Here is an 18739-nt window from a genome sequence, read left to right on the forward strand (position 1 = left end):
GAGTGAGTTCGATGGTAGACATTCACGTCAGCGTTGCACTGCCGGCCTCGGCCGAATCGGCCGAACACATCGCGACAGCCGAGCAGCTGGGCTACCGAAGCGCCTACGTCTATGACACGCCGTTCGAAGGCAGTGACGTATGGCTGGCGCTGCACGACGCCGCGAAGGCGACCACACGCATCAGGTTGGGTCCCGCCGTGCTGATTCCGACCTTGCGCCACCCGATGGTCAATGCCGCTCAAACGGTCTCGCTGCACCGCGAGGCGCCGGGACGCGTCGTTACCTCCTTCGGCACCGGCTTCTCCAGCCGCGCCGCGACCGGGCAGCCACCGATTCCGTGGTCCTACATAGAGGAGTACATCGGCGTTTATTCGGCGCTGCTCGCCGGTGAGTCCGCCGAATGGGAAGGAGCGCCAATCCAACTCATGCTGACCTCCACCCAGCACGAAACCCTGCCGCTCGACATCCCCCTGCTCATCGCGGCCATCGGGCCGAAAGGGGCGAGTGTTGCCAAGCGCCTCGGTGCCGACGGGATCGTCTCGATGTTCCAGACCATCCCCCAGCAACGCGACTTCACCGAAGCGGTCGTCGCCGCCCCCGGCACCGTTCTCGACGACGGCGAAGCACTGGACAGCGAACGGGTGCGATTGGCCGCCGGTCCCACCTGGGCGGGCGTGTTCCACTTCACCTACACCGCCCAGGGAGCCGACGCGGTCCGCGCCATTCCCGGCGGACCGGCCTGGCTCGAGGTCATCGAGAGCTATCCGCCTCATGAGCGGCACTTGCACATCCACCGCGGCCATATGGTGGAGATGACCGACGCCGACCTCGCCGCGTGGGACGCCGGCGGCTATGTGACTTTGGCCTCGACATTGACCGGCTGTGCCGACGTTGTGCGCCAAAAGGTAGCCGACCTGGCGAGCGCCGGTGCCACCGAGGTCATGTTCGAGCCATCCGGACCGGACATCAGCCGTGAACTCGCAAAGTTCATCGACGTCGTCCGCGGCTAATCTGCGGTCCGAGCCTGGTTTTCGCGGCTGGCACCACGGCGGCAACGCCTGACGATCGTGCGCGGCTACGCGGGCCCAGGCAAGAGTTCCGTCACTCTAAGGGATGTCTCGTAACCCGGTGCTGGGCCGGCGGGGCCGGTAGTCGATCATGGTGGTGTGGTGCAGGTGATCACAGCGTCGCGGCCGGAGTGGATTGCCCCGTTCACCGGGCTGGAGCCGGGCCAGTTCCGCAAGCTCGTGCGGCTGGTCGCGAAGCGAGGCGGGGACGAGATCGCTGACGGCCGGCCCGGTCGGCAGTGGGCATTGCCGCTGGCCGATCGCGTGTTGCTGGTCGCAACGTAGTGGCGGACGAACCTGACGATGCGCCAGATCGGGCCGTTGTTCGGGGTGTCGCATTCGGCGGCGCACCGGGGGAAGCGACACGATCGGTCCGCTGCTGGCCCTGGCCCCGGTCCGCAAACGCCGGGTGGATGCGGTCGCGATCGTGGACGGCACACTGGTGCCTACCCGGGATCACCGGCTGGCGACACCGTCGAAGAACTACCGGTACTCAGGCGTTCGTGCAGGTCGCGATCGACGCCGAGACCCGGCTGGTCATCGCGACCGGTGACCCGCAGCCGGGCAACCGCAACGACTGCACCGTCTACCGCGCCTCGGGCATGGCCGAGCAACTCGCCGGTCGGCCGGTGATGGCCGACGGCGGCTATCAAGGCAACCCGGCGGTCGTCATGCCCTACCGCAAACCTCGCGACGGCAGCGAACTCCCGGACTGGAAAGAGAATCTCAACGCCACCCACCGCAAGGTCCGCGCTCGCGTCGAACACGTCCTGGCCCGGATGAAGAACTTCAAGATTCTCCGCGACTACCGCCGCGCCGCCAGCACGCTCGCCGACACGGTGTCCGGAATCGCGCACCTGCACAACATCCTCCTCGCAGACTGATCCGCAACACCAGTCCCACCAACCACAAGAGCAGTTACGAGACATCCCTTAGTACTGCAACGACACTTCGTTATGAAGCGACCGGCGTGTCGGTTAGGCTCTGGTTCGACGGTCGTGTAGTTGATCTTGTGTGCTGGAGATGGTGACGGACTGGTCGGCGCGTTTCGCTGCGTTCGCGGGGCGGTTCGCGGAGCGGTTTTCGCGGGTGGAGCCGCGGCGGCAAATGGTTTTCTACCTGCGGGGACTGCTGGCGGAAGCCGAGCGTAAGAACGGCTGGACCCTGGCAGAGATGGCGGGCGAGACGGGTCCGCAGGGCATGCAGCGGCTGCTGAACTTCTATGCCTGGGACGCCGAGGGCATGCGTGATGATGTGCGCACTGCGGTGGTCGACGTGCTCGGGGACGCCGAACGCGGTGTGTTGATCGCCGACGAGACCGGATTCGTGAAGAAGGGCACGAAATCCGCCGGCGTGGCGCGCCAGTATTCGGGCACGGCCGGGCGGATCGAGAATTCGCAGATCGGCGTGTTCTTGGCGTACGCCTCGGATCGGGGGCGGGCTTTGATCGATCGCGAGTTGTATCTGCCGAAAGAGTGGATCGCGGATCGGGGAAGGTGCGCTGCAGCCGGTATTCCGGACGACGTCGGATTCGCGACCAAGCCCGAACTGGCACAACTGATGGTGGAACGCGCGCTCGCCGCGAGAATCCCGTTTGCATGGTTCACCGCCGATGAAGCCTATGGGCAGGTCGGGCGGCTACGGCTCTGGCTGGAAGAGCACGACATCGCGCATGTGCTGGCAGTACCCAAGTCCCAAATGGTGATTTCCATGGATCTGCGGCAACGACGCGTCCACGCCGTCATCGCGGACGTCGACCCGGCCACCTGGCAGCGTCTGTCCTGCGGCGATGGCGCCCACGGGCAACGGATCTACGATTGGGCCGCCGTCGACATCCGCCCCCTGCGCCGACCAGGAGTCGGCCACTGGCTGCTGGCCCGCCGCTCAGTCAGCGACCCCACCGAGACCGCCTACTACATTTGCTTCGGCCCCGCCGACACCGACATCCACGAACTGGTGCGCGTCGCCGGAAGCCGCTGGGCAATCGAAGAAAGTTTCCAAACCGCGAAGAACGAAACAGGGCTCGACCACTACCAGGTCCGCCGATACCAAGCATGGTATCGGCACATCACCCTCTCCATGGCGGCGGCGGCATTCCTCGTCATCACCCGAGACGCCGCGAAAAAAGGGGATCTGCACCCGGTCTGATACCGCTCACGTCCAACGAAATCCGCAAACTGCTCAACCGCGTCACCGCACCGATCCGCCACACAATCCAGCATGCGATGCACTGGTCACGATGGCGACGCACCAGCCAAGCCCGAGCACGTACCAGCCACTACCGACGACGCGGCCATCACGAAGTGTCGTTGCAGTATTAGAGCTTGTCTCACGTGGTGAGTTTGCGGAGTTTCTTGTAGCAGGTGAGGCTGGCTCCGAGGATGAGGAAGGCGAGGAAGTGCTCAGCTTTGCGTTCGTAGCGCAAGGTAAGGCGGCGATATCCGGTGAACCAGGCCATCGTTCGTTCGATCACCCAGCGGTGTTTGCCGAGCTTCTGGCTGGATTCGATGCCTTTGCGGGCGATCCGGACCTTGATGCCGCGGTCGCGGACCCAGTGCCGCAGCTCGGGCTGGTCGTAGGCCTTGTCGGCGTGCAGCTTGGCCGGCTTGCGCCGCCGCGGACCGCGACGGGACGTAATTGCCGGGATCGCCATCACCAGCGGTTTGAGCGCGTAGGAGTCGTTCGTGTTGGCGGCGGAGATGGCGACTGCGAGCGGCAGTCCGGCGCGGTCGGACAGGGCGTGGATCTTCGAGCCGGGCTTGCCGCGGTCCACCGGGCTGGGACCAGTCATGGAGCCCCCCTTTTCGGGCTCTTTGATCGCCCGGACCGTCGAACAATACTGCCCGGACGCGATCCGCTGCGCTGATCCGTTCCACGTGGTCAAGTGGGCCACCGACGCCCTGGACCAGGTCCGGCGCCAGACCTGGAACTACGCACGCCGACAACCCGGGGGCAGCCACAAAGACCGGCGTGGCCGCACCGCATCAGCCGGCACCGCTCAAAGCATGAAGCGTGCACGATGGGCGTTGTGGAAGAACCCGGAAAACCTCACCGACCATCAGCGTCACAAATTGGCCTGGATTGCCAAGACCGACCCTCGAATTTATCGCGCTTACCTGCTCAAAGAAGGACTCCGACACGTCTTCGCAGTCGGCGGCCAGGCCGGAATAGAAGCATTACAACGCTGGCTGGCCTGGGCGGCACGCTGCCGGATACCCGAATTCGTCAAGCTCGCCCGCACCGTCCGGTCCGAGCTGTCGGCGATCCACGCGAGTCTGGATCACGGCCTGTCCAACGCGCTGATCGAGTCGACAAACACCAAGATCAGACTGCTGACCCGCCTGGCCTTCGGATTCAAACGCCCGGACGCCCTGATCTCACTCGCCCTCCTCGCCCTCGGCGGCTACCGCCCCGAACTCCCCGACCGCACCCACACATAGATCAACAGAGCCCCTTTTCGCCCGCACACAGGCACCGTCCACGATCGCGCGGCTCCAGTCGAGCAAGCCCTGGCTGCCGAGTTCGTCCAAGAGCGCGAGATGCAGTCCTCGCCACAACCCGGCTTTGGTCCACTGGCCAAAGCGGCGGTGCGCGGTCTGGAATGGCACCCCGAACGACGGCGGCAGATCCCTCCACGCACACCCGCTGGTCAGCACGTACACGATCGCGGTGAACACCGCACGAGCGTCCACCGGAGCCGTGCCACCACCCTGCGGACGCGACGCGAACACCGGGATCAACGGCTCCGCCAACGCCCACAGCTCGTCCGGCACCAACCGCAACGACAAACGATCAACCACACCCGAGATCATCGCTCACGAGCGACCGATCACCACGTAAGACACGCTCTTAGTGGTTCGAAAAAGCCAGTTACGGTGGCGCCGTTCACACATCTCGGATGAACGCAGCTTCCCCCGGCGAAACTGATCTACCTTCGAGTTTGGGAACTTCGTCTGGCACCACAAGCGGCGGTGAGCCAACCTCGCAGAATAATCGGGAGTCCGCGTAGGTGGTCGGGCCAGCACCTGCACAAGAAGGAACGAGGGCCGGGATCAGGCTGATCGTGGCCGACTGGGGCGCGGCCCGTCCACGATCAGTCGTGAGTACCGCCGCAACGGAATGCTGCTACGCGAGGAACCTCACGCTGGGCCTACGTTCACGTGTACCAGCTGACCCAAATGCTTCCGCAGGCGCCGCGCCAACGACGATGTTGCCGGCCGACGGTCACGTGGGTGGTGTCTACGCATAGACAGCCCGTCCGTACTCAGCGAGTGCATTTGATGACGCAGACCCGGCTATGCGGCGTGCGGGGGCACGGGCGGGTCGGGCTCCGGCGAAACCGACACCACCGCGCAGACCGGCGGTTCGGCGGAGACCACGAACTCGAGCCCCGGGACGGAGAGCACGGGGCCCGAAGTGCCGCTGCCGCCGCCCGCGAAAGATGGCTCCGTGCAGCTCGCGGGTCTTCCCATCGGGGCGCGCAACACGGGCGAGAGTGGGACGACGGAATGCCTGAGTGTGAGCTGGCTGGGCAATCCGGCGATCCCCGACGGTGTCGAAGTCGTGGTGACCGCTGTCAGCGTCGGCCCCTCCGACGTCGTGTCCGGTAGCGAAGGGTGCGGCGAGGAGCCGGTCTGCGCATCGTTCACATTCACCGCCGAGGCGCTGCCGTGCTCGGTCGGCATCACGTGGATTGACCCGTCCCGAAACGGAAGCCTGAGCATGAACGGCCGGCTGAGGTGCGGTGGGGACCAGAGCGCCTGCGAGATGTTCGCGAGCCAGACGAAAACCGGCCGGCACGAGACGCTCGACACCGAAAGGGAGATCCCTCCCAAGACCGCCAAACCCTCGTCGGAGACGTCCGAATCGTCCGAGACGACGGCGGCTGAAACCACCGGCACGTCGACGCCCTCGGGCTGAGTGCCACGTCGCGCGCAGCCTCCTCGCGTTGCTAATCGAGTTGTCCGATGAGATAGTCGCACAGGCAGCCGAACCGCAGGTCGCCGACCAGCCGAGCGCCGCCCAAAGCTCGAAACGACTTTGGCCGGATGCCCGACTGAGCGTGGGCACCCGGCCAAAGCCCTCACACCAGACGACTTCGAGGACCAGGACGAGGTCGCTGAACGGCTCCTGTCCTTCCAGCACCGGTACAACACCGCCGCGATCCCCTTCGACTGGAGGTTCACCCGCGACGACCTTAACCGGCTGCTCGAACGGATCGGCCGTCATGATCGCCACGCTCCACGACCGCCGCCAGCATGACTACCCCCGACGAACTAATGTTGTGAGTCGTTGATTCGCCCGCAGTAGGCGGTGAGGGCGTCGAGGATGTCATCGGCGGTCTTGGTCCATACGAAGGGTTTCGGGTTGGCGTTCCATTCGTTGGTCCACTGTCGTACGTCTTTTTCCAGTGCCGTGACGCTGCGGTGGGCGGAGCGGCGGAGTTTTCGGTTGGTCAACTCGGCGAACCAGCGTTCGACCAGGTTCAGCCATGAACTGCTGGTCGGCGTGAAGTGCAGGTGGAACCGGGGATGGCGCAGCAGCCAGTTCTTGACCTGCGGGGTTTTGTGGGTGGCGTAGTTGTCCAGCACGAGGTGCAGGTCGAGTTCCTGCGGAACGGCTGCGTCGATGAGCTTCAGGAAACGCAGGAACTCCTGGTGACGGTGACGGCGATAGTGCTGGGCGATCACCGACCCGCTGGAGACGTCGAACGCCGCGAACAAACTGGTGGTGCCGTGACGAACGTAGTCATGGGTCATCCGCGCCGGGGTGGTCGGCATGAGCGGCAAGATCGGGGCAGTCCGGTCGATCGCCTGCATCTGGCTTTTCTCGTCCACCGCGAGGACCAACGCGTTCTCCGGCGGGGCCATGTACAGGCCGACGACATCACGGACTTTGTCCACGAACTGCGGATCGGTCGAGAGTTTCCAGGTCTCGACTGCATGCGGCTTCAACCCGAACGCCCGCCAGATCCGCGAGACCGCGGATTGGGACAGGCCTGTCGCCGACGCCATCGACCGTGTCGACCAGTGCGTGTCCTTCCCCGGGGTTTCTTCCAGCGTCTTGGTGATCATCCGCTCGACGCGGTCATCAGTGATCAACCGGGGCCGCCCCGGACGTGGTTCGTCCGACAAGCCGTCCAGTCGGCCAACCAGGAACCGCGACCGCCACTTGGAGACCATGTCCCGGGAAACGCCCAGGTCTGCGGCTGCCTGGCCGATCGTGCCACCTTCCGCGCACCGCAACACAATTCGAGCTCGCGCCGCCAACGCCTGCGCCGTCTTCCGACGCCGGCTCCAGGCCAGCAAAACTCGCTGCTCCTCCTCGGACAACACCACCGGCTCAGCCTTCGGGTTCGGCATGCCACACCCTACCAACTACCGGCGAACTAATGACTCACAACACTAGGATCTTCAAGAATGTCTATTTTTCGCAGGTCAGATGAATCTTCTGAGGGCCCACCCTTACCTGCGCGGCGGCCCGACGACGCGAGACTGGGCCGCCGATGTGATCAGCGAGGCTGACGTCGATGCCGGGTCTGCGGCACTGGGGCGCACCACCGTGCGCTCGAGCGCACCAGCTCCTTCGCTAGCGATCGACATGCTTACCACGCCCCACCTGGAGCTCGCGATCCGCGAGGCCCTCGCCGAAGCCCCGCCGGTGCTGGAGCTCGACCTGACCAAGGTCGAGTTCTGCTCCTCGTCCGCGCTCGGCGCACTTGTCAAGGCCCGCGAGGCCGCAGGTGAGAGCACCGAGCTGCGGGTAGCGGTCGGACGCTACCTCGATCGCACGCTCAACCTCCTCGGGCTCGACACAGTCTTCGCGCGATATCCCTCAGCGGCTGAAGCGCTGGCCGCCGACCGCAACTGACGACGAGGTCGAGGTCTACCGCGAGGGCAAGAGGAAATACCATCCGCCAACTGCTGCAAGTTCACCTGGGCAGATAGCGGTTTTGACCAGGTAGCGGCGTCCTGGCGGCGGTGGGTACGGCGCCGACGAGGGCGCGCCGGACGTTATGCTGGCGCCCGACAAATGGGGCCGGTCAGCGGCCGTCCGCGAGGAGCAGCCGCGATGTCAGCCGAGCGTACCGACGCCCAAACCCGCCATCCCCGCCATCCGCGCCATCAGCGCCATCAGCGCCGCGGTGAGGCCCGCCTGCCGGCCGCCATCGCGACACTCGTGGCCATGGCGCTCTACCTGGCGCTGCCGGAACAACTGCTGATCGGTCCGCGGTTCGTGGTGCCCGCTGTGGAACTCGTGCTGCTGGTGCCGCTGATCGCGATCAATCCGCGGCGTGTCACGCGCCAGACCAGGCTCTCCCGTGTGCTGTCACTGGCACTGGTCGTCGTTGTCGCGCTCACCAACCTGGGAGCACTGGCCCTGCTCATCCATGACCTACTCGCCGGCGCGGCCAGCAACGGCCAGGCCCTGCTGCTGGGCGCGCTCCAGGTGTGGCTGACCAACGTGATCGCGTTCGGCCTGGCCTACTGGGAACTGGACCGCGGTGGCCCGGTCAAGCGCACCCAGGCCTCCCGCAACGACCTCCCGCTGGCCGACTTCCGCTTCTCGCAGGACGAGAACGCCGACACGGTCGAGGAGGTCGCCGACGGCTCCAGCGTCAAGTCCGACTGGGTACCGGCACTGATGGACTACCTGTACGTGTCGGTGACCAACTCGACCGCGTTCAGCCCCACCGACACCATGCCACTGTCCGCACGGGCCAAGGCGCTGATGGCTGTGCAGAGCGTTGCGGCGCTGCTGACGTCGCTGCTGGTCATCGCCCGCGCGGTCGGCGTGCTCAAGTAACGACTCCGGGCCGCCACGCCGAGCGTGACGACGACGCGGACTCTTCGGCTGAGCCGCGTAGGCCGGCAGGCCGGTGGGAGTCGCTGCCGCGGGCGAGGTCTCCGAAGGAATCGTTCTCGTGCTCGCACGTCTCGGCCCGGACTGTCGCCGATATGACGTAGCACGGCGAGGAGATAGCCGTGCGCGGCTACGAGATCGGAACGGGCCGCGTCAGCGGCTGCAGCGCGAAGTCGGTCATGACTATGACCGACCCACATTGTCACACCGCTCTCCGGCATTTCGCGTCGCCGAACTCCCGGCCGGCCAGCTCGAGCACCGGGCGCCAGCCAAGCGCCGGCCCGGTGGGTCACGGCAGGTCCGCGAGGATGGTGTCGAGCTCGTGGCGGAAGCGAGCGGCGTAGATTGTCGCGGTCCGCTCCTCGACTTCGGCCAGTGACAGGCGACCGTCGCCGACGGCCGCGTGCAGCGCCGTGGCGGCGGTTTCCCGCTCGGCGTCGGAACAGCGGATGCCCGCGTGCTCCGCGCGGGGCTCGCCTGCGGTCATGGTCCCCGGGCCGAGCTGGTGTCCGAAACTCTGCTCTCGCCGAAATTCTACACAAATGTAGTAGCTACCCGTCATTGCTCGAGCGGTAGCAGCAGGGTGAACAGAGCGGGCCGGGGGCGGGTCAGGCGCAGGCGCCCGCCTTCGGCTTCGGCCAGACGGCGGGCGAGCGCGAGGCCGATCCCGGTTCCCCGGGCGCCGGGTGAGCGGCGGTCGAACACGTCGGTGCCGTTGACCTCACCTTCGTCGGCGACGTCGACGGCGAGCACGTCACCGGCGTCGCGGGCGGTGACGGTCACGGTGCCGGCGCCATGGCGTAGCGCGTTGTCGAGCAGGACCGTCATGATCTGGCGCAGCACCGGCCCGGACAGCAGGGCGCCGGCGACGACGGGTTCCACCTTCAGCACGAGGTCGCGTGCGTGCTCGGCCAGGGCCGCCGCCCACTCGGTCTCGATGCCGGCGAGCTCGCAGGCGAGGTCAGTGACGTCGTCGCGGACCGGTGGTGTGTCGCGGGCGAGGGCGAGCAGGTCGGTGACGGTCCGGTCGAGCCGGCCGGTGGTCGCGACGCCGGCCTCGACCACGTCGCGCAGGTTCGCATGCGGGTTCTCCAGCGCGGCCTCCAGCTGTAGGCGCAGCCCGGCGAGCGGGGTGCGCAGCTGGTGGGACGCGTCGGCGGAAAAGGCGCGTTCCCGGGCCAGGAGGTCGTCGAGCCGCACGGCGGTGGAGTCGAGGGACTCGCCGACCGAGTCGATCTCGGGGATTCCGGCGCGGTCGGCACGGATGCTGAAGTCACCGTCGCCAAGGTCACGGGCGGTCGCGGACAGCTGTTCGAGCGGACGGGCCAGACGCCGGGCCTGGCGCCGCGCCACGAGGTAAGCCGACAGCAGAGCAACCACGGCCAGGCCAGCCATGCCGAGCCAGGTCAGACCGGTGTGCCAGTAGACCTCTGTGCGCGCGGTGGCGGCGCGCACGAGCGCGACCACCGACCCGTCGTCGCTGATCGGCACGACGACCACCAGTTCCCCGGGGGTGTCCGCGGACAGAACCTCGTCCGCCGCGGTGGCTTCACCGGCGTCGGCGAGCGTGGGCGGGCCGGCCCCGGCGAGCAGCCTGCCGGCCGGGCTGTAGACCGCCACAAAGGTGGGATCCTCGGTGGCCGGCGTGCGATCGGGAGCCCGGTGCCGCAGGATATCGGCCGAGACGTCAAGGGCGTAAGAGTCGGCGGCCCGTTCGAGTTCGGCGCGTTCGGCGGTGACGAAGTACCGCGCGACAGCGACGGCCAGGGGCACGCCAAACAGCCCGATCGCGACCAACGCGGCGAGCACCGTCGTCAGGACGATGCGGCGACGCACGCGCTCACCCTTCCGATTCCTCGAGCCGGTAGCCGTGGCGACGCAGGGTGGCGATCTCCGGCATCGGGCCCGCACCGCCGGCCTCGGCGAGTTTGCGTCGCAGCGTGGCGATGTGGACGTCGAGTGTCTTGGTCGAGCCGAACCAGTGGGCATCCCACACGTCGGCCATCAGTGCTTCGCGGCTCACCGCGTTGCCGGGATCTTGGGCAAGGCGCAGCAGGAGCTCGAACTCCTTGGCGCGCAACTGGCACTCGATCCCGTCCACGGTGACCCGGCGAGCGGCCGGGTCGATCCGCAGCCGGCCGAGCGTGATCTCGACCTGGCTGCGATCGGTCGAGTGGCGCCGCAGGTGCGCGCGCAGACGAGCATGCAGTTCGCCCAGCGGCACCGGTTTTACGAGATAGTCATCCGCGCCCGCCTCGAGTCCCACGACCACGTCCATCTCTTCGGCGCGTGCGGTGAGCATGACGATCACGCAGGCCGGCAGCGCACCGCGCAGTTCGCGGCACACCTCGGTACCGTCCAGGTCCGGCAGGCTCAAGTCGAGCAGGACCAGGTCGCACGGCTGCTTCGCGGCGTCCTGCAGGGCGGTGCGGCCGCGGGTGTGCCACGCGACCTCGTGCCCGTGCTGGGTCAGGCTCGTGTGCAGAACCTCACCGATGGTGCGGTCGTCTTCGACGACAAGGACTCGGGCCATGCCCCGAGAATATCCGCATTTCCCGGCTCGAGCGCAGACCACGATCATTTTGCCTGCCGCTAACCTGAGCGGACTGTCCTCTTACCGGCGCCGGCAGCGAAATCAGTTGGCATTCGTCCGTGAATGCGTTTTTCCCTGGCACTAACCTGCGGCTTCCCATGCGTACACACAACCCGAAACAGCTTGGGGTCATGTCCGCCGATCAGCTGTACCCACATCCGGTTTCCCCGCGCCGGCCCGGCCCTCGGCCGACGGCTCCCCAGTCGGCTCCGGCGCCGCGGAAGGGACGCTGGCGGCGCCGGATCGTGCTTCTGGTCGTCGCGGCGCTGGTGGGCTACCCGGACGGAACCTACGCCTACGCACTGACCTCCCCCGGCGACGCGAGCGTGTCCGTCCGGACCGTGGATTGGCTGCGGGACATAGGACTTGGTGGTGTGGTCAACGCCGTGGAGAACTGCTGGTTCACCCGGCACCCACCCTCGAGTGCACCGCCGTCGGCCGGCGAGCTGCCCATGGTGGGAGGACCGGCCACCGGTGGTACCGGCCCTCGCCCGCGGAATCTCCCGGTCGACCCGTCCGCCTCCGCCGGAGCCGGTGAGTGGACCCCCGGGGCCCGCAGCGGCGACCAGGTCGCCGAATACACCACATTCATCCAGCCCGACCCGGCCCACGCGAGCGTGGTCGCGGGATCGCGTGGCTGAACCAGTCCCTGGTGCGTACGCAATTGTTCGCCGGGACGAAAGACCCCGGCGGCCCTGGCCCGGCTTCCATTCCCTCCGAAATGCACAGCACACTCGTGGCCGCGTTCAACTCCGGTTTTTAGCTCAAGGACTGCAACGGCGGTTTCTACCTCGACGGCACCACCGTCTCGCCCCTCCACGACGGCATGGCCTCCGTCGTCATCGACAACACCGGGCGGGTGTCGGTGGCGCAGTGGGGGCGGGACGCGACGATCAAGGCCAACATCGCCGCCGTGCGCCAGAACCTCGATCTCGTGATCGACCACGGCGCCCCGATGCGGGGACTGGACCTCAACCCGGCAGGCCACTGGGGCAGCGCGTCGAACCAGTTCCAGTACACCTGGCGCTCAGGTCTGGGCACCGACCGGGCCGGCAACCTCATCTACGTCGGCGGCACCGGCCTGACCCTGCACACCCTCGCCGACGCCATGGTGCAGGCGGGCATCCAACAGGGCATGGAGCTCGACATCCACTCGCCGATGGTCACCTTCAACAGCTACCGGCCCGGCGACCCGAACGCGGGCGCGACGAAACTGCTGCCCGCCATACCCGGCAGCGTGGGCCGCTACCTGGAACCCGACCAGCGTGACTTCTTCGCCACCACCCTGAGGTTCCCGCCGTCCACGACACCGTAAAATACGACAACAGTGTAGATTCATACCATGCGTAGAGGACCAGGTGAGCTGGAGGCCGAGGTGCTGGCCGTGCTGTGGCAGCACGATCAGCCCGCCTCGGCAGCGGAAGTGCGGGAGTGGCTCGGCGACGACTCCCTCGCTTACACGACCGTGGTGACGATCCTGTCCCGGCTGCACGAGAAGGGCGTCCTGGCCCGCGAAAAGCAGGGCCGGATGTTCGCCTATCACCCTGTCGACGACGCTCCCGGCCTCGCCGCCCGCCGGATGCGGGCAGTGCTCGACAGCGAGGACAACCGGGAAAGCGTGCTGGCCCGGTTCGTCTCGAACCTGCCCCCCGACGACGAGCAAGCGCTGCTGCAGCTCTTGCAAGGCGACCGCGAAGGCACGTGATCGATGTACCCGGGCGTGCTCGTTCCACTGCTGGTGCCGCTGGCCTCGTGGCCGGTGGCCCGATGGCTGGCGCCGCGGCTGACCCCGCAGCACGGCGCGTGGCTGCTGACGTTCCTGGCCGTGATCTTCGCGGCCGGCAGCACATGCGCGCTGGCGCTGGGCGCGGTCGCGGGGCTGTCACTCGTGCCCGCGGTGGCCGAGTTCGGTGACTTCTCCCCCGCCACGCTGAGCGTGATCGCGGGCTCCGACGTGCCGCTGGCGATCGCCTGCGGAGTGCTGCTGATCGGCGTGGTGGTGGCCCTCGGGCGAACCGCGTTGGGTCAATGGCGCTGGTACCGGCGGGTCCACGCCGAACTGGACAAGCATTCGGGCGATGGCGGCGTCGTGGTCTTGCCCGGCGCGGACCCGGTGGCGTTCGCGATCGCCGGCCGTGGCGGCCGAATCGCTGTGTCCACGGGCATGCTCGCCGCGCTGTCGGCGGACGAGCGGGCCGCGTTGCTCCATCACGAACGTGCTCACCTGCGGCTCAGGCACCCGGTCTACTCCGCCGCGGGGGTCCTCGCGGGTGCGCTCAACCCGTTCATCCGTCCCCTCACGACGGCGGCGCGGTTCGCGATGGAGCGCTGGGCCGACGAGGCCGCGGCCACTGGTGTGGGCAATCGACGGGTGGTGGCGACCGCGGTGGCGAAGGCGGCGCTGGCGGACAAGAGACCAGCGTCGTACGCGCTCGCGGCGGGCGGCGGCCCGGTGCCCCAACGGGTGCGCGCGCTGCTTGCCGATGCCCCACCGTCACCGGGTGTGTGCGGGCGCGGGATCACGGCCCTCGCCGTGGCGATCGTGCTGGCCGGCCCTGCCTGGTCGGCCGGCGCCGGAGCCCAGGCGGCGATCACGCTGCACTCCGACATCGAAGCCGCTCAGCTGGCCTCGTGCTCGGCCCACCCCGTGCTCGCGAAGCGGCCCCACGGTCAGGCCTCGCTCACCGCAGTCCGCCAGGATCGCCGGGAGTGCGCCGAGGGCTGAGCGCCACGCGCCGACCGCAGCTTCGACGTCGGAGTCGTGCAACAGGATCGTGCCACCGCCGCGAAGTCCCTTGTGGACGTTCGCGGCCACGGATTCCGAGGTGGCGTGCCTGGTCCAGTCGAAGCCCCAGGCCGTCCACAGCACCGGACGCAGGTCCAGGGTGCGCGCGGCCAGCAGCGCGCCGGAGGAGAACACACCGTAGGGAGCGCGCAGCCAGCCCGGCCGTTCCCCGGTCACGGAGCAGATCAGATCCATCGTGCGGGCCAGATCATCGCGCAGAGCGGACGGGGAGCGGCGCAGAAAGCACCGGTGGTCCCAGCCGTGCACCGCGAGCTCGTGCCCGGTCGCGACGATCTCGCGGCCGAGTTCCGGGGCGCGGGCGAGCTCACGACCGAGCACGAAGAACGTCGCCCGCGTGCCGGTCCGTGCCAGCAGCGACAGGAAATGCGGTGTGGACCGCGGGTGCGGCCCGTCGTCGAAGGTGAGGGCGACGTGGCCGGGATCGCCGAGGCCGGCCAGCGCGGGCGCGAGCGCCGCGCGAACCGGCGGCAGGAACAGGGCGGCCGGCCCGGCGTGCGCCGCGACCGCCGCCGCCACCGCGGCGGCCCGCATCATCCTGCCACCGCGACGGGCGCGATGGCGTCCAACATCGGCGGTTGCAGAGCCACATACAGGGCCACGCCGAGCGCATCCGGCGACCGCACCCACGGCACGGTGCCGGCCTGGTTGAGCACCGCGGCGTTGGCGCGGCCGTGCCCGGGCAGGCAGCGGTAGGTCAGCACGGGCAGGCCGGTGGCGAGCGCCTCCGAGGTGGTGAGCCCGCCCGCGTTCTGGACTACGACGTCGCAGGCGCGCATCAGGCCGGCCATGTCGTCGACCCACCCGAACACGCGCCGCACACCCGCCTCCTCGAGCCGGTGCCGCAGCGCGTCGTTGCGACCGCAGACGACCACGGGCTCGACACTGCCCTCAGTCTGCAAGTCGGCCACCGTGCGTTCGACTTCGCCGACACCCCAGGAGCCCGAGACGACGAGGGCCAGCGCGCGGTCCGCAGGAAGGCCGTGCGCCAAGCGGAGCAAGGCCTTTTCGGCGGCCCCGGCAACCGGCCGGAACGCGGGCGCGACCAATGGTTTCCGGACCACCGTGTGAACGGCACCGAGCGCCCGGGCCTGCTCGGCCGCGAGGTCGTTGGGCGCCACGATCAGATCGGCCCACGGGCTCACACACAGCCGGTGCACGGAGGGGTCCGTCAGGTAGGCCACCAACCCCTGTGCGAGCCGCCCTTGCGCTCGCAGCCGCCCGGCGGCGAGCGTGGCAAGCGGGTAGTCGACACGACCAGCTGCGCACCGTCCACGGCAGCCGCGAGCTTCTCGACCGCGAGCCCCGCGAACCGGTGCGCCGCCGCGGCCAGACCCGGCGAGCCGAGTGCACCGAGCAACCAGTCCCAGCTGCGCGGGGCGACCTGCAGTTGCCGATGGTAGGCGCCGCACAGAATCCGGCCGAGCCGTCCGGGCAGCAGGTCCAGGAAGTCCACGACGTCCGAGGGGGTGCCACGCTCCCCCATCCGCCGGGCCAGCTCCTTCGCCGCACCATCGTGCCCAGCGCCGATCCGAGCCGACACGATCACCACACGCTCCATGTGAACGCCTTCCAGAGTATCTACAGGTATGTAGTAAATCTACATTCATGTAGATGCAGGGTGGTTCTGGGTGTGCGTGTCCGGTTCGCCGGGTTGGTCCTCACCCCGGACTGCCACCGGGGTGAGGACCGTCGACGTCAGTGCCGGTCGAGCCCAGGGAGCACGCGGGTTCCTTCGGCACGCACGGCGGCAAGGGAGCGGGGGTCGAGGTTCAGCAGCCGCAGGATGGTCGGCGCGATCTGCGTCGTCTCGACGGCACCGCCGACCACCTGGCCACGGCCGGTGCCGCTGACGACCAAGGGGACGGACCGGTCGTCGGCGGCAGCGCCGCCGTGTTCGGCGATCTTCGACTGCCCGCCGGTGTAGACGACGCCGGGCACCGTCAGGCCGACGAGGTCGGGCACCCGGTCGTCGCCGGGGCGCACGCCGAAGTAGCGAGCGGCGTCGGCTCCCGCGTGAACGGTCGCCAGTCCGGAGTGGACAAACGGTTTCGCCGCACCGGTGGCCCCGTTGCCCGTGCCGGACTGGGCCAGCAGGTAGTTCTTCGCGAACGTCGTCGCCGCGGCCGAGCGGTCGGTGAGCCACAGCAGCATCGCGTCGTCCTCGGTCGATTGGGCGACGAGGTCGGCCGCCCCCGGGTGCGCGGCGCGCCAGGCGGCGTTGAGCCCGTCGAGCAGGGCACCGTCGTCGATGCGGGTCAGCGCGTTCGGGTCGATCGGCGACTGGCCGTGTTTGGCGGACAGGACGATGGTCGTGCTCCGGTCAATGCCGCGCCGCTTGAGCTCGGCGGCGAACGCGCCGAGCTGCCGGTCGACGAAGTCGAGCGCCGAGCGCACGACGGGCCCAGGGGCGCCACCGGCGAGATAGCCGCCCGCTTGGCCGCCGGAGACCGGGAGTTTCTGCGCGGTGGACACCGACTGGAAGTTGAGGCCGAACACCGCAGGAGTGCCGACCTTCATGGTGCCGCTGTGGTCGTAGCCGTCGATCTCGTTGAGCACCGCACGGGCCTTGTAGGCGTCGTAGCGCTGGGTCGCGGCGTTGTCGGTCGTCCAGTCCGATCCGGACGATGCGCCCGGCACCTGGCTGTTGATCTCGGGCGTGAACAGGTCCTGGATACCGGTGCCGGACGGTCCGTTGAGCAGCTCGTAAGCGGGGTGCTTGTCCGACCAGGCGGTGCGCAGCCCGGCCTGGCGGGCCACCTCGAAGACCGTGTTGACGTGCAGATACTGGTGCGGGTACACGGGTTTGCACGTCTGCGGGTCGACCGGCAGTTTCGCCGGGTCGATGAGCGTGCGCGGGTTGCCGGTCATCGTCAGCACGCCGCTGGGCAGACCGGCCACGCCCTGCCCGGCGTCAAGGGCGTTCTTATCGCGATCGAGGTCTTCGGTGTAGTCGACCACCGCGCCCGGCTTCGCCCCGGCGCAATGCGTGGTGCCGGCCGGCAGCAGGGCGTGGTTGTAGGTGGCGTCGTAGTACACGCCGGTGGTCGCGGGGTTTCCGCCAGTGAGCTGGCCGACCAAGCCGGGAAACGAGTCCGAGGGAACCGGAGTGCTCGCGTGCGTGTACTGCGTGCCGTGCGCGAGCAGGTCCGCCAGCTCCGCATGCGGATGGGTCGCGGTGTACCAGACGAGGTCCGACTGGTGCATGCCGTCGACCGAGACAAGCAGGACGTGCTGCTGTCCCGAGCGCGCCGGCTGCGCCACCGCCGCGGGCGCGGCGGTGGCGAACAATCCCGCGGCGGCAAGCAGGGCGAACAACGGTGTGCGGTTTCTCGACACGAATCTTCCTCCTGGCTGTTGCGCGGCCGAAGTCGGCGGCACCCGGGGTATTCCAGGCCGCCGAAACGGATTCCGGGAAACCTGAGGGAGAACATCTAGTGAACTGAATTCCTGACACTCCAGGCGGAATGACGCACCACGGTACAGCATCGAAGGTTAGCGTCAGGTTTACCACTGACTATTCAATGGCAAGAAGAATACCGGCAAAACAAGCAACCGGTACACGGGTGGAACATTCGTTCCGATCGCACCGACAACACCGGAGAATGCGAGAATTTCCCCATGACGGCAGCGGAACTGATCGACGGTGCGCGCCACACCCGCGACCGCGGAGCCTCGAAGGTCCCGGCGGTCACCGCCCTCTTCTGGATCATCAAGGTACTCACGACCGGTGTCGGGGAGACGACGAGCGACTTCCTCGCGCACCTGATCGACCCGGTGATCGCGGTGGCGCTGGCCGGCCTGGCGTTGGCCGTGTCCCTTGTTGCGCAGTTTCGCGCGCGTTCCTACCGTCCGGCGTTGTACTGGACGACCGTGCTGCTGGTCAGCGTGTTCGGGACCATCGCGGCCGATGTCGCCCATGTGGGCCTGGGCGTGCCGTACGCGGTGTCGACGGCGGCCTTCGCTGTCGCGCTGGGCGTGGTCTTCCTGCTGTGGTACCGGTTCGAGAAGACGCTGTCGATCCACAAGATCCGCACACCGCGCCGCGAGTTCTTCTACTGGCTCGCCGTCGGCACAACCTTCGCGCTGGGCACCGCCGTCGGCGATCTGACCGCGACGACGTTGCACCTCGGGTATCTCGGCTCCGGCATCGGGTTCGCGGTGGTTATCGCTCTCCCGGCGATCGCGACCCGGTTCCCCGGCGCGAGTCGCGTCGGCACGTTCTGGGCGGCGTACATCCTCACGCGGCCACTGGGTGCGTCCTTTGCGGACTGGTTCGGTGTCGGGCCCGACCGAGGGGGGTGGGTCTGGGGACCGGGCCTGTCAGTCTCGTGCTGCTGCTCGTGATCGCCGCGCTCGTCGGCGGACATGTCGCGACCGGCTCCGGCTCCGTCCCGCGGAACCGGTAGCTCC

18 protein-coding genes and 4 pseudogenes are annotated in these 18739 nt (G+C 68.1%); 12 read left to right on the forward strand and 10 right to left on the reverse strand.

The genetic code is table 11. The annotated features are described in order from the left end of the window. Nucleotides 1-11 precede the first annotated feature (11 nt). The 3 genes and pseudogenes from QRX50_RS35675 to QRX50_RS35685 all read left to right on the forward strand — a co-directional run bounded on the left by QRX50_RS35675 (nt 12) and on the right by QRX50_RS35685 (nt 3215). Nucleotides 12-1010, forward strand: coding sequence for an LLM class flavin-dependent oxidoreductase (locus QRX50_RS35675; RefSeq protein ID WP_285967497.1), 999 nt, complete (start codon nt 12-14; stop codon nt 1008-1010). A gap of 159 nt (nt 1011-1169) precedes the next feature. Continuing rightward, nucleotides 1170-1951, forward strand: a pseudogene (locus tag QRX50_RS35680) (transposase family protein). Between the two features lie 139 nt (nt 1952-2090). Then, nucleotides 2091-3215 carry an IS701 family transposase gene (locus QRX50_RS35685; protein WP_434533374.1) on the forward strand — a complete coding sequence of 375 codons (1125 nt, stop codon included), beginning with the start codon at nt 2091-2093 and terminating at the stop codon, nt 3213-3215. Between the two features lie 181 nt (nt 3216-3396). Here QRX50_RS35685 and QRX50_RS35690 read toward each other — a convergent pair whose 3' ends face one another. Next, entirely contained in the window at nt 3397-3921 is a 525-nt protein-coding gene (locus tag QRX50_RS35690; protein ID WP_285974653.1) for an IS5 family transposase, read from the reverse strand. Between QRX50_RS35690 and QRX50_RS35695 the strand changes: the two are divergent. Further along, a pseudogene (locus tag QRX50_RS35695) lies at nt 3884-4507 on the forward strand (ISL3 family transposase); the annotation flags it as partial. The gene QRX50_RS35690 and the pseudogene QRX50_RS35695 overlap by 38 nt on opposite strands. 9 nt (nt 4508-4516) lie before the next feature. Here the strand turns inward: QRX50_RS35695 and QRX50_RS35700 are convergent. After that, nucleotides 4517-4867 (reverse strand): annotated as a pseudogene (locus QRX50_RS35700) (transposase); the annotation flags it as partial. 649 nt (nt 4868-5516) lie between these two features. Between QRX50_RS35700 and QRX50_RS35705 the strand changes: the two are divergent. Continuing rightward, complete coding sequence (locus tag QRX50_RS35705; protein WP_285967499.1) at nt 5517-5987, forward strand: hypothetical protein; 471 nt, start codon at nt 5517-5519, stop codon at nt 5985-5987. A gap of 356 nt (nt 5988-6343) precedes the next feature. Here the strand turns inward: QRX50_RS35705 and QRX50_RS35710 are convergent, their stop codons facing one another. Further along, on the reverse strand, nt 6344-7429 hold the full coding sequence (locus QRX50_RS35710; RefSeq protein WP_285967500.1) for an IS630 family transposase: 1086 nt from the start codon (nt 7427-7429) through the stop codon (nt 6344-6346). Nucleotides 7430-7667: 238 nt separating this feature from the next. On the opposite strand from QRX50_RS35710, the gene QRX50_RS35715 reads away from it, so the two are divergent. Both QRX50_RS35715 and QRX50_RS35720 read left to right on the forward strand, forming a co-directional pair. Beyond that, a complete protein-coding gene (locus QRX50_RS35715) occupies nt 7668-7937 on the forward strand; it encodes an STAS domain-containing protein (RefSeq protein ID WP_285967501.1) in 270 nt (89 codons plus the stop codon). A 201-nt stretch (nt 7938-8138) separates the two neighbouring features. Further along, the gene (locus QRX50_RS35720) at nt 8139-8873 is read left to right on the forward strand and encodes a hypothetical protein (RefSeq protein WP_285967502.1); all 735 of its coding nucleotides are present in this window, start codon (nt 8139-8141) and stop codon (nt 8871-8873) included. Nucleotides 8874-9219: 346 nt separating this feature from the next. Here QRX50_RS35720 and QRX50_RS35725 read toward each other — a convergent pair whose 3' ends face one another. The 3 genes from QRX50_RS35725 to QRX50_RS35735 form a co-directional block, all read right to left on the reverse strand. Further along, the gene (locus QRX50_RS35725) at nt 9220-9417 is read right to left on the reverse strand and encodes a DUF1707 SHOCT-like domain-containing protein (protein ID WP_285967503.1); all 198 of its coding nucleotides are present in this window, start codon (nt 9415-9417) and stop codon (nt 9220-9222) included. Between the two features lie 71 nt (nt 9418-9488). Then, entirely contained in the window at nt 9489-10766 is a 1278-nt protein-coding gene (locus QRX50_RS35730) for a sensor histidine kinase (RefSeq protein ID WP_285967504.1), read from the reverse strand. A gap of 4 nt (nt 10767-10770) precedes the next feature. Next, on the reverse strand, nt 10771-11463 hold the full coding sequence (locus QRX50_RS35735; RefSeq protein ID WP_285967505.1) for a response regulator transcription factor: 693 nt from the start codon (nt 11461-11463) through the stop codon (nt 10771-10773). 305 nt (nt 11464-11768) lie between these two features. Between QRX50_RS35735 and QRX50_RS35740 the strand changes: the two genes are divergently transcribed. The 4 genes from QRX50_RS35740 to QRX50_RS35755 all read left to right on the forward strand — a co-directional run bounded on the left by QRX50_RS35740 (nt 11769) and on the right by QRX50_RS35755 (nt 14248). Further along, nucleotides 11769-12164, forward strand: a complete 396-nt coding sequence (locus QRX50_RS35740; RefSeq protein ID WP_285967506.1) for a hypothetical protein — start codon at nt 11769-11771, stop codon at nt 12162-12164. A 185-nt stretch (nt 12165-12349) separates the two neighbouring features. Then, complete coding sequence (locus QRX50_RS35745) at nt 12350-12838, forward strand: hypothetical protein (protein WP_285967507.1); 489 nt, start codon at nt 12350-12352, stop codon at nt 12836-12838. 27 nt (nt 12839-12865) lie between these two features. After that, nucleotides 12866-13228 (forward strand): BlaI/MecI/CopY family transcriptional regulator, encoded by a 363-nt coding sequence (locus QRX50_RS35750; RefSeq protein WP_285967508.1) that lies wholly within the window; start codon nt 12866-12868, stop codon nt 13226-13228. Between the two features lie 15 nt (nt 13229-13243). Then, nucleotides 13244-14248 (forward strand): M56 family metallopeptidase, encoded by a 1005-nt coding sequence (locus QRX50_RS35755; protein ID WP_285967509.1) that lies wholly within the window; start codon nt 13244-13246, stop codon nt 14246-14248. 204 nt (nt 14249-14452) lie between these two features. Here the strand turns inward: QRX50_RS35755 and QRX50_RS35760 are convergent. The 4 genes and pseudogenes from QRX50_RS35760 to QRX50_RS35775 all read right to left on the reverse strand — a co-directional run. Continuing rightward, nucleotides 14453-14863 (reverse strand): annotated as a pseudogene (locus QRX50_RS35760) (polysaccharide deacetylase family protein); the annotation flags it as partial. Beyond that, complete coding sequence (locus QRX50_RS35765) at nt 14860-15510, reverse strand: glycosyltransferase family protein (RefSeq protein WP_285967510.1); 651 nt, start codon at nt 15508-15510, stop codon at nt 14860-14862. The pseudogene QRX50_RS35760 and the gene QRX50_RS35765, both read right to left, overlap by 4 nt. After that, the gene (locus QRX50_RS35770) at nt 15498-15887 is read right to left on the reverse strand and encodes a glycosyltransferase family protein (protein WP_285967511.1); all 390 of its coding nucleotides are present in this window, start codon (nt 15885-15887) and stop codon (nt 15498-15500) included. Before QRX50_RS35770 ends, QRX50_RS35765 begins: the two co-directional genes overlap by 13 nt. A gap of 137 nt (nt 15888-16024) precedes the next feature. Next, nucleotides 16025-17665 (reverse strand): alkaline phosphatase family protein, encoded by a 1641-nt coding sequence (locus QRX50_RS35775; protein WP_285967512.1) that lies wholly within the window; start codon nt 17663-17665, stop codon nt 16025-16027. A gap of 282 nt (nt 17666-17947) precedes the next feature. Here QRX50_RS35775 and QRX50_RS35780 point away from each other — a divergent pair, with 282 nt between their 5' ends. Continuing rightward, nucleotides 17948-18673: a COG4705 family protein gene (locus QRX50_RS35780; RefSeq protein ID WP_285967513.1), complete on the forward strand. Its 726-nt coding sequence runs from the start codon at nt 17948-17950 to the stop codon at nt 18671-18673. The last annotated feature ends 66 nt before the right edge of the window (nt 18674-18739 follow it).

It is taken from the genome of Amycolatopsis sp. 2-15 (assembly GCF_030285625.1).
Taxonomy (GTDB): domain Bacteria; phylum Actinomycetota; class Actinomycetes; order Mycobacteriales; family Pseudonocardiaceae; genus Amycolatopsis; species Amycolatopsis carbonis.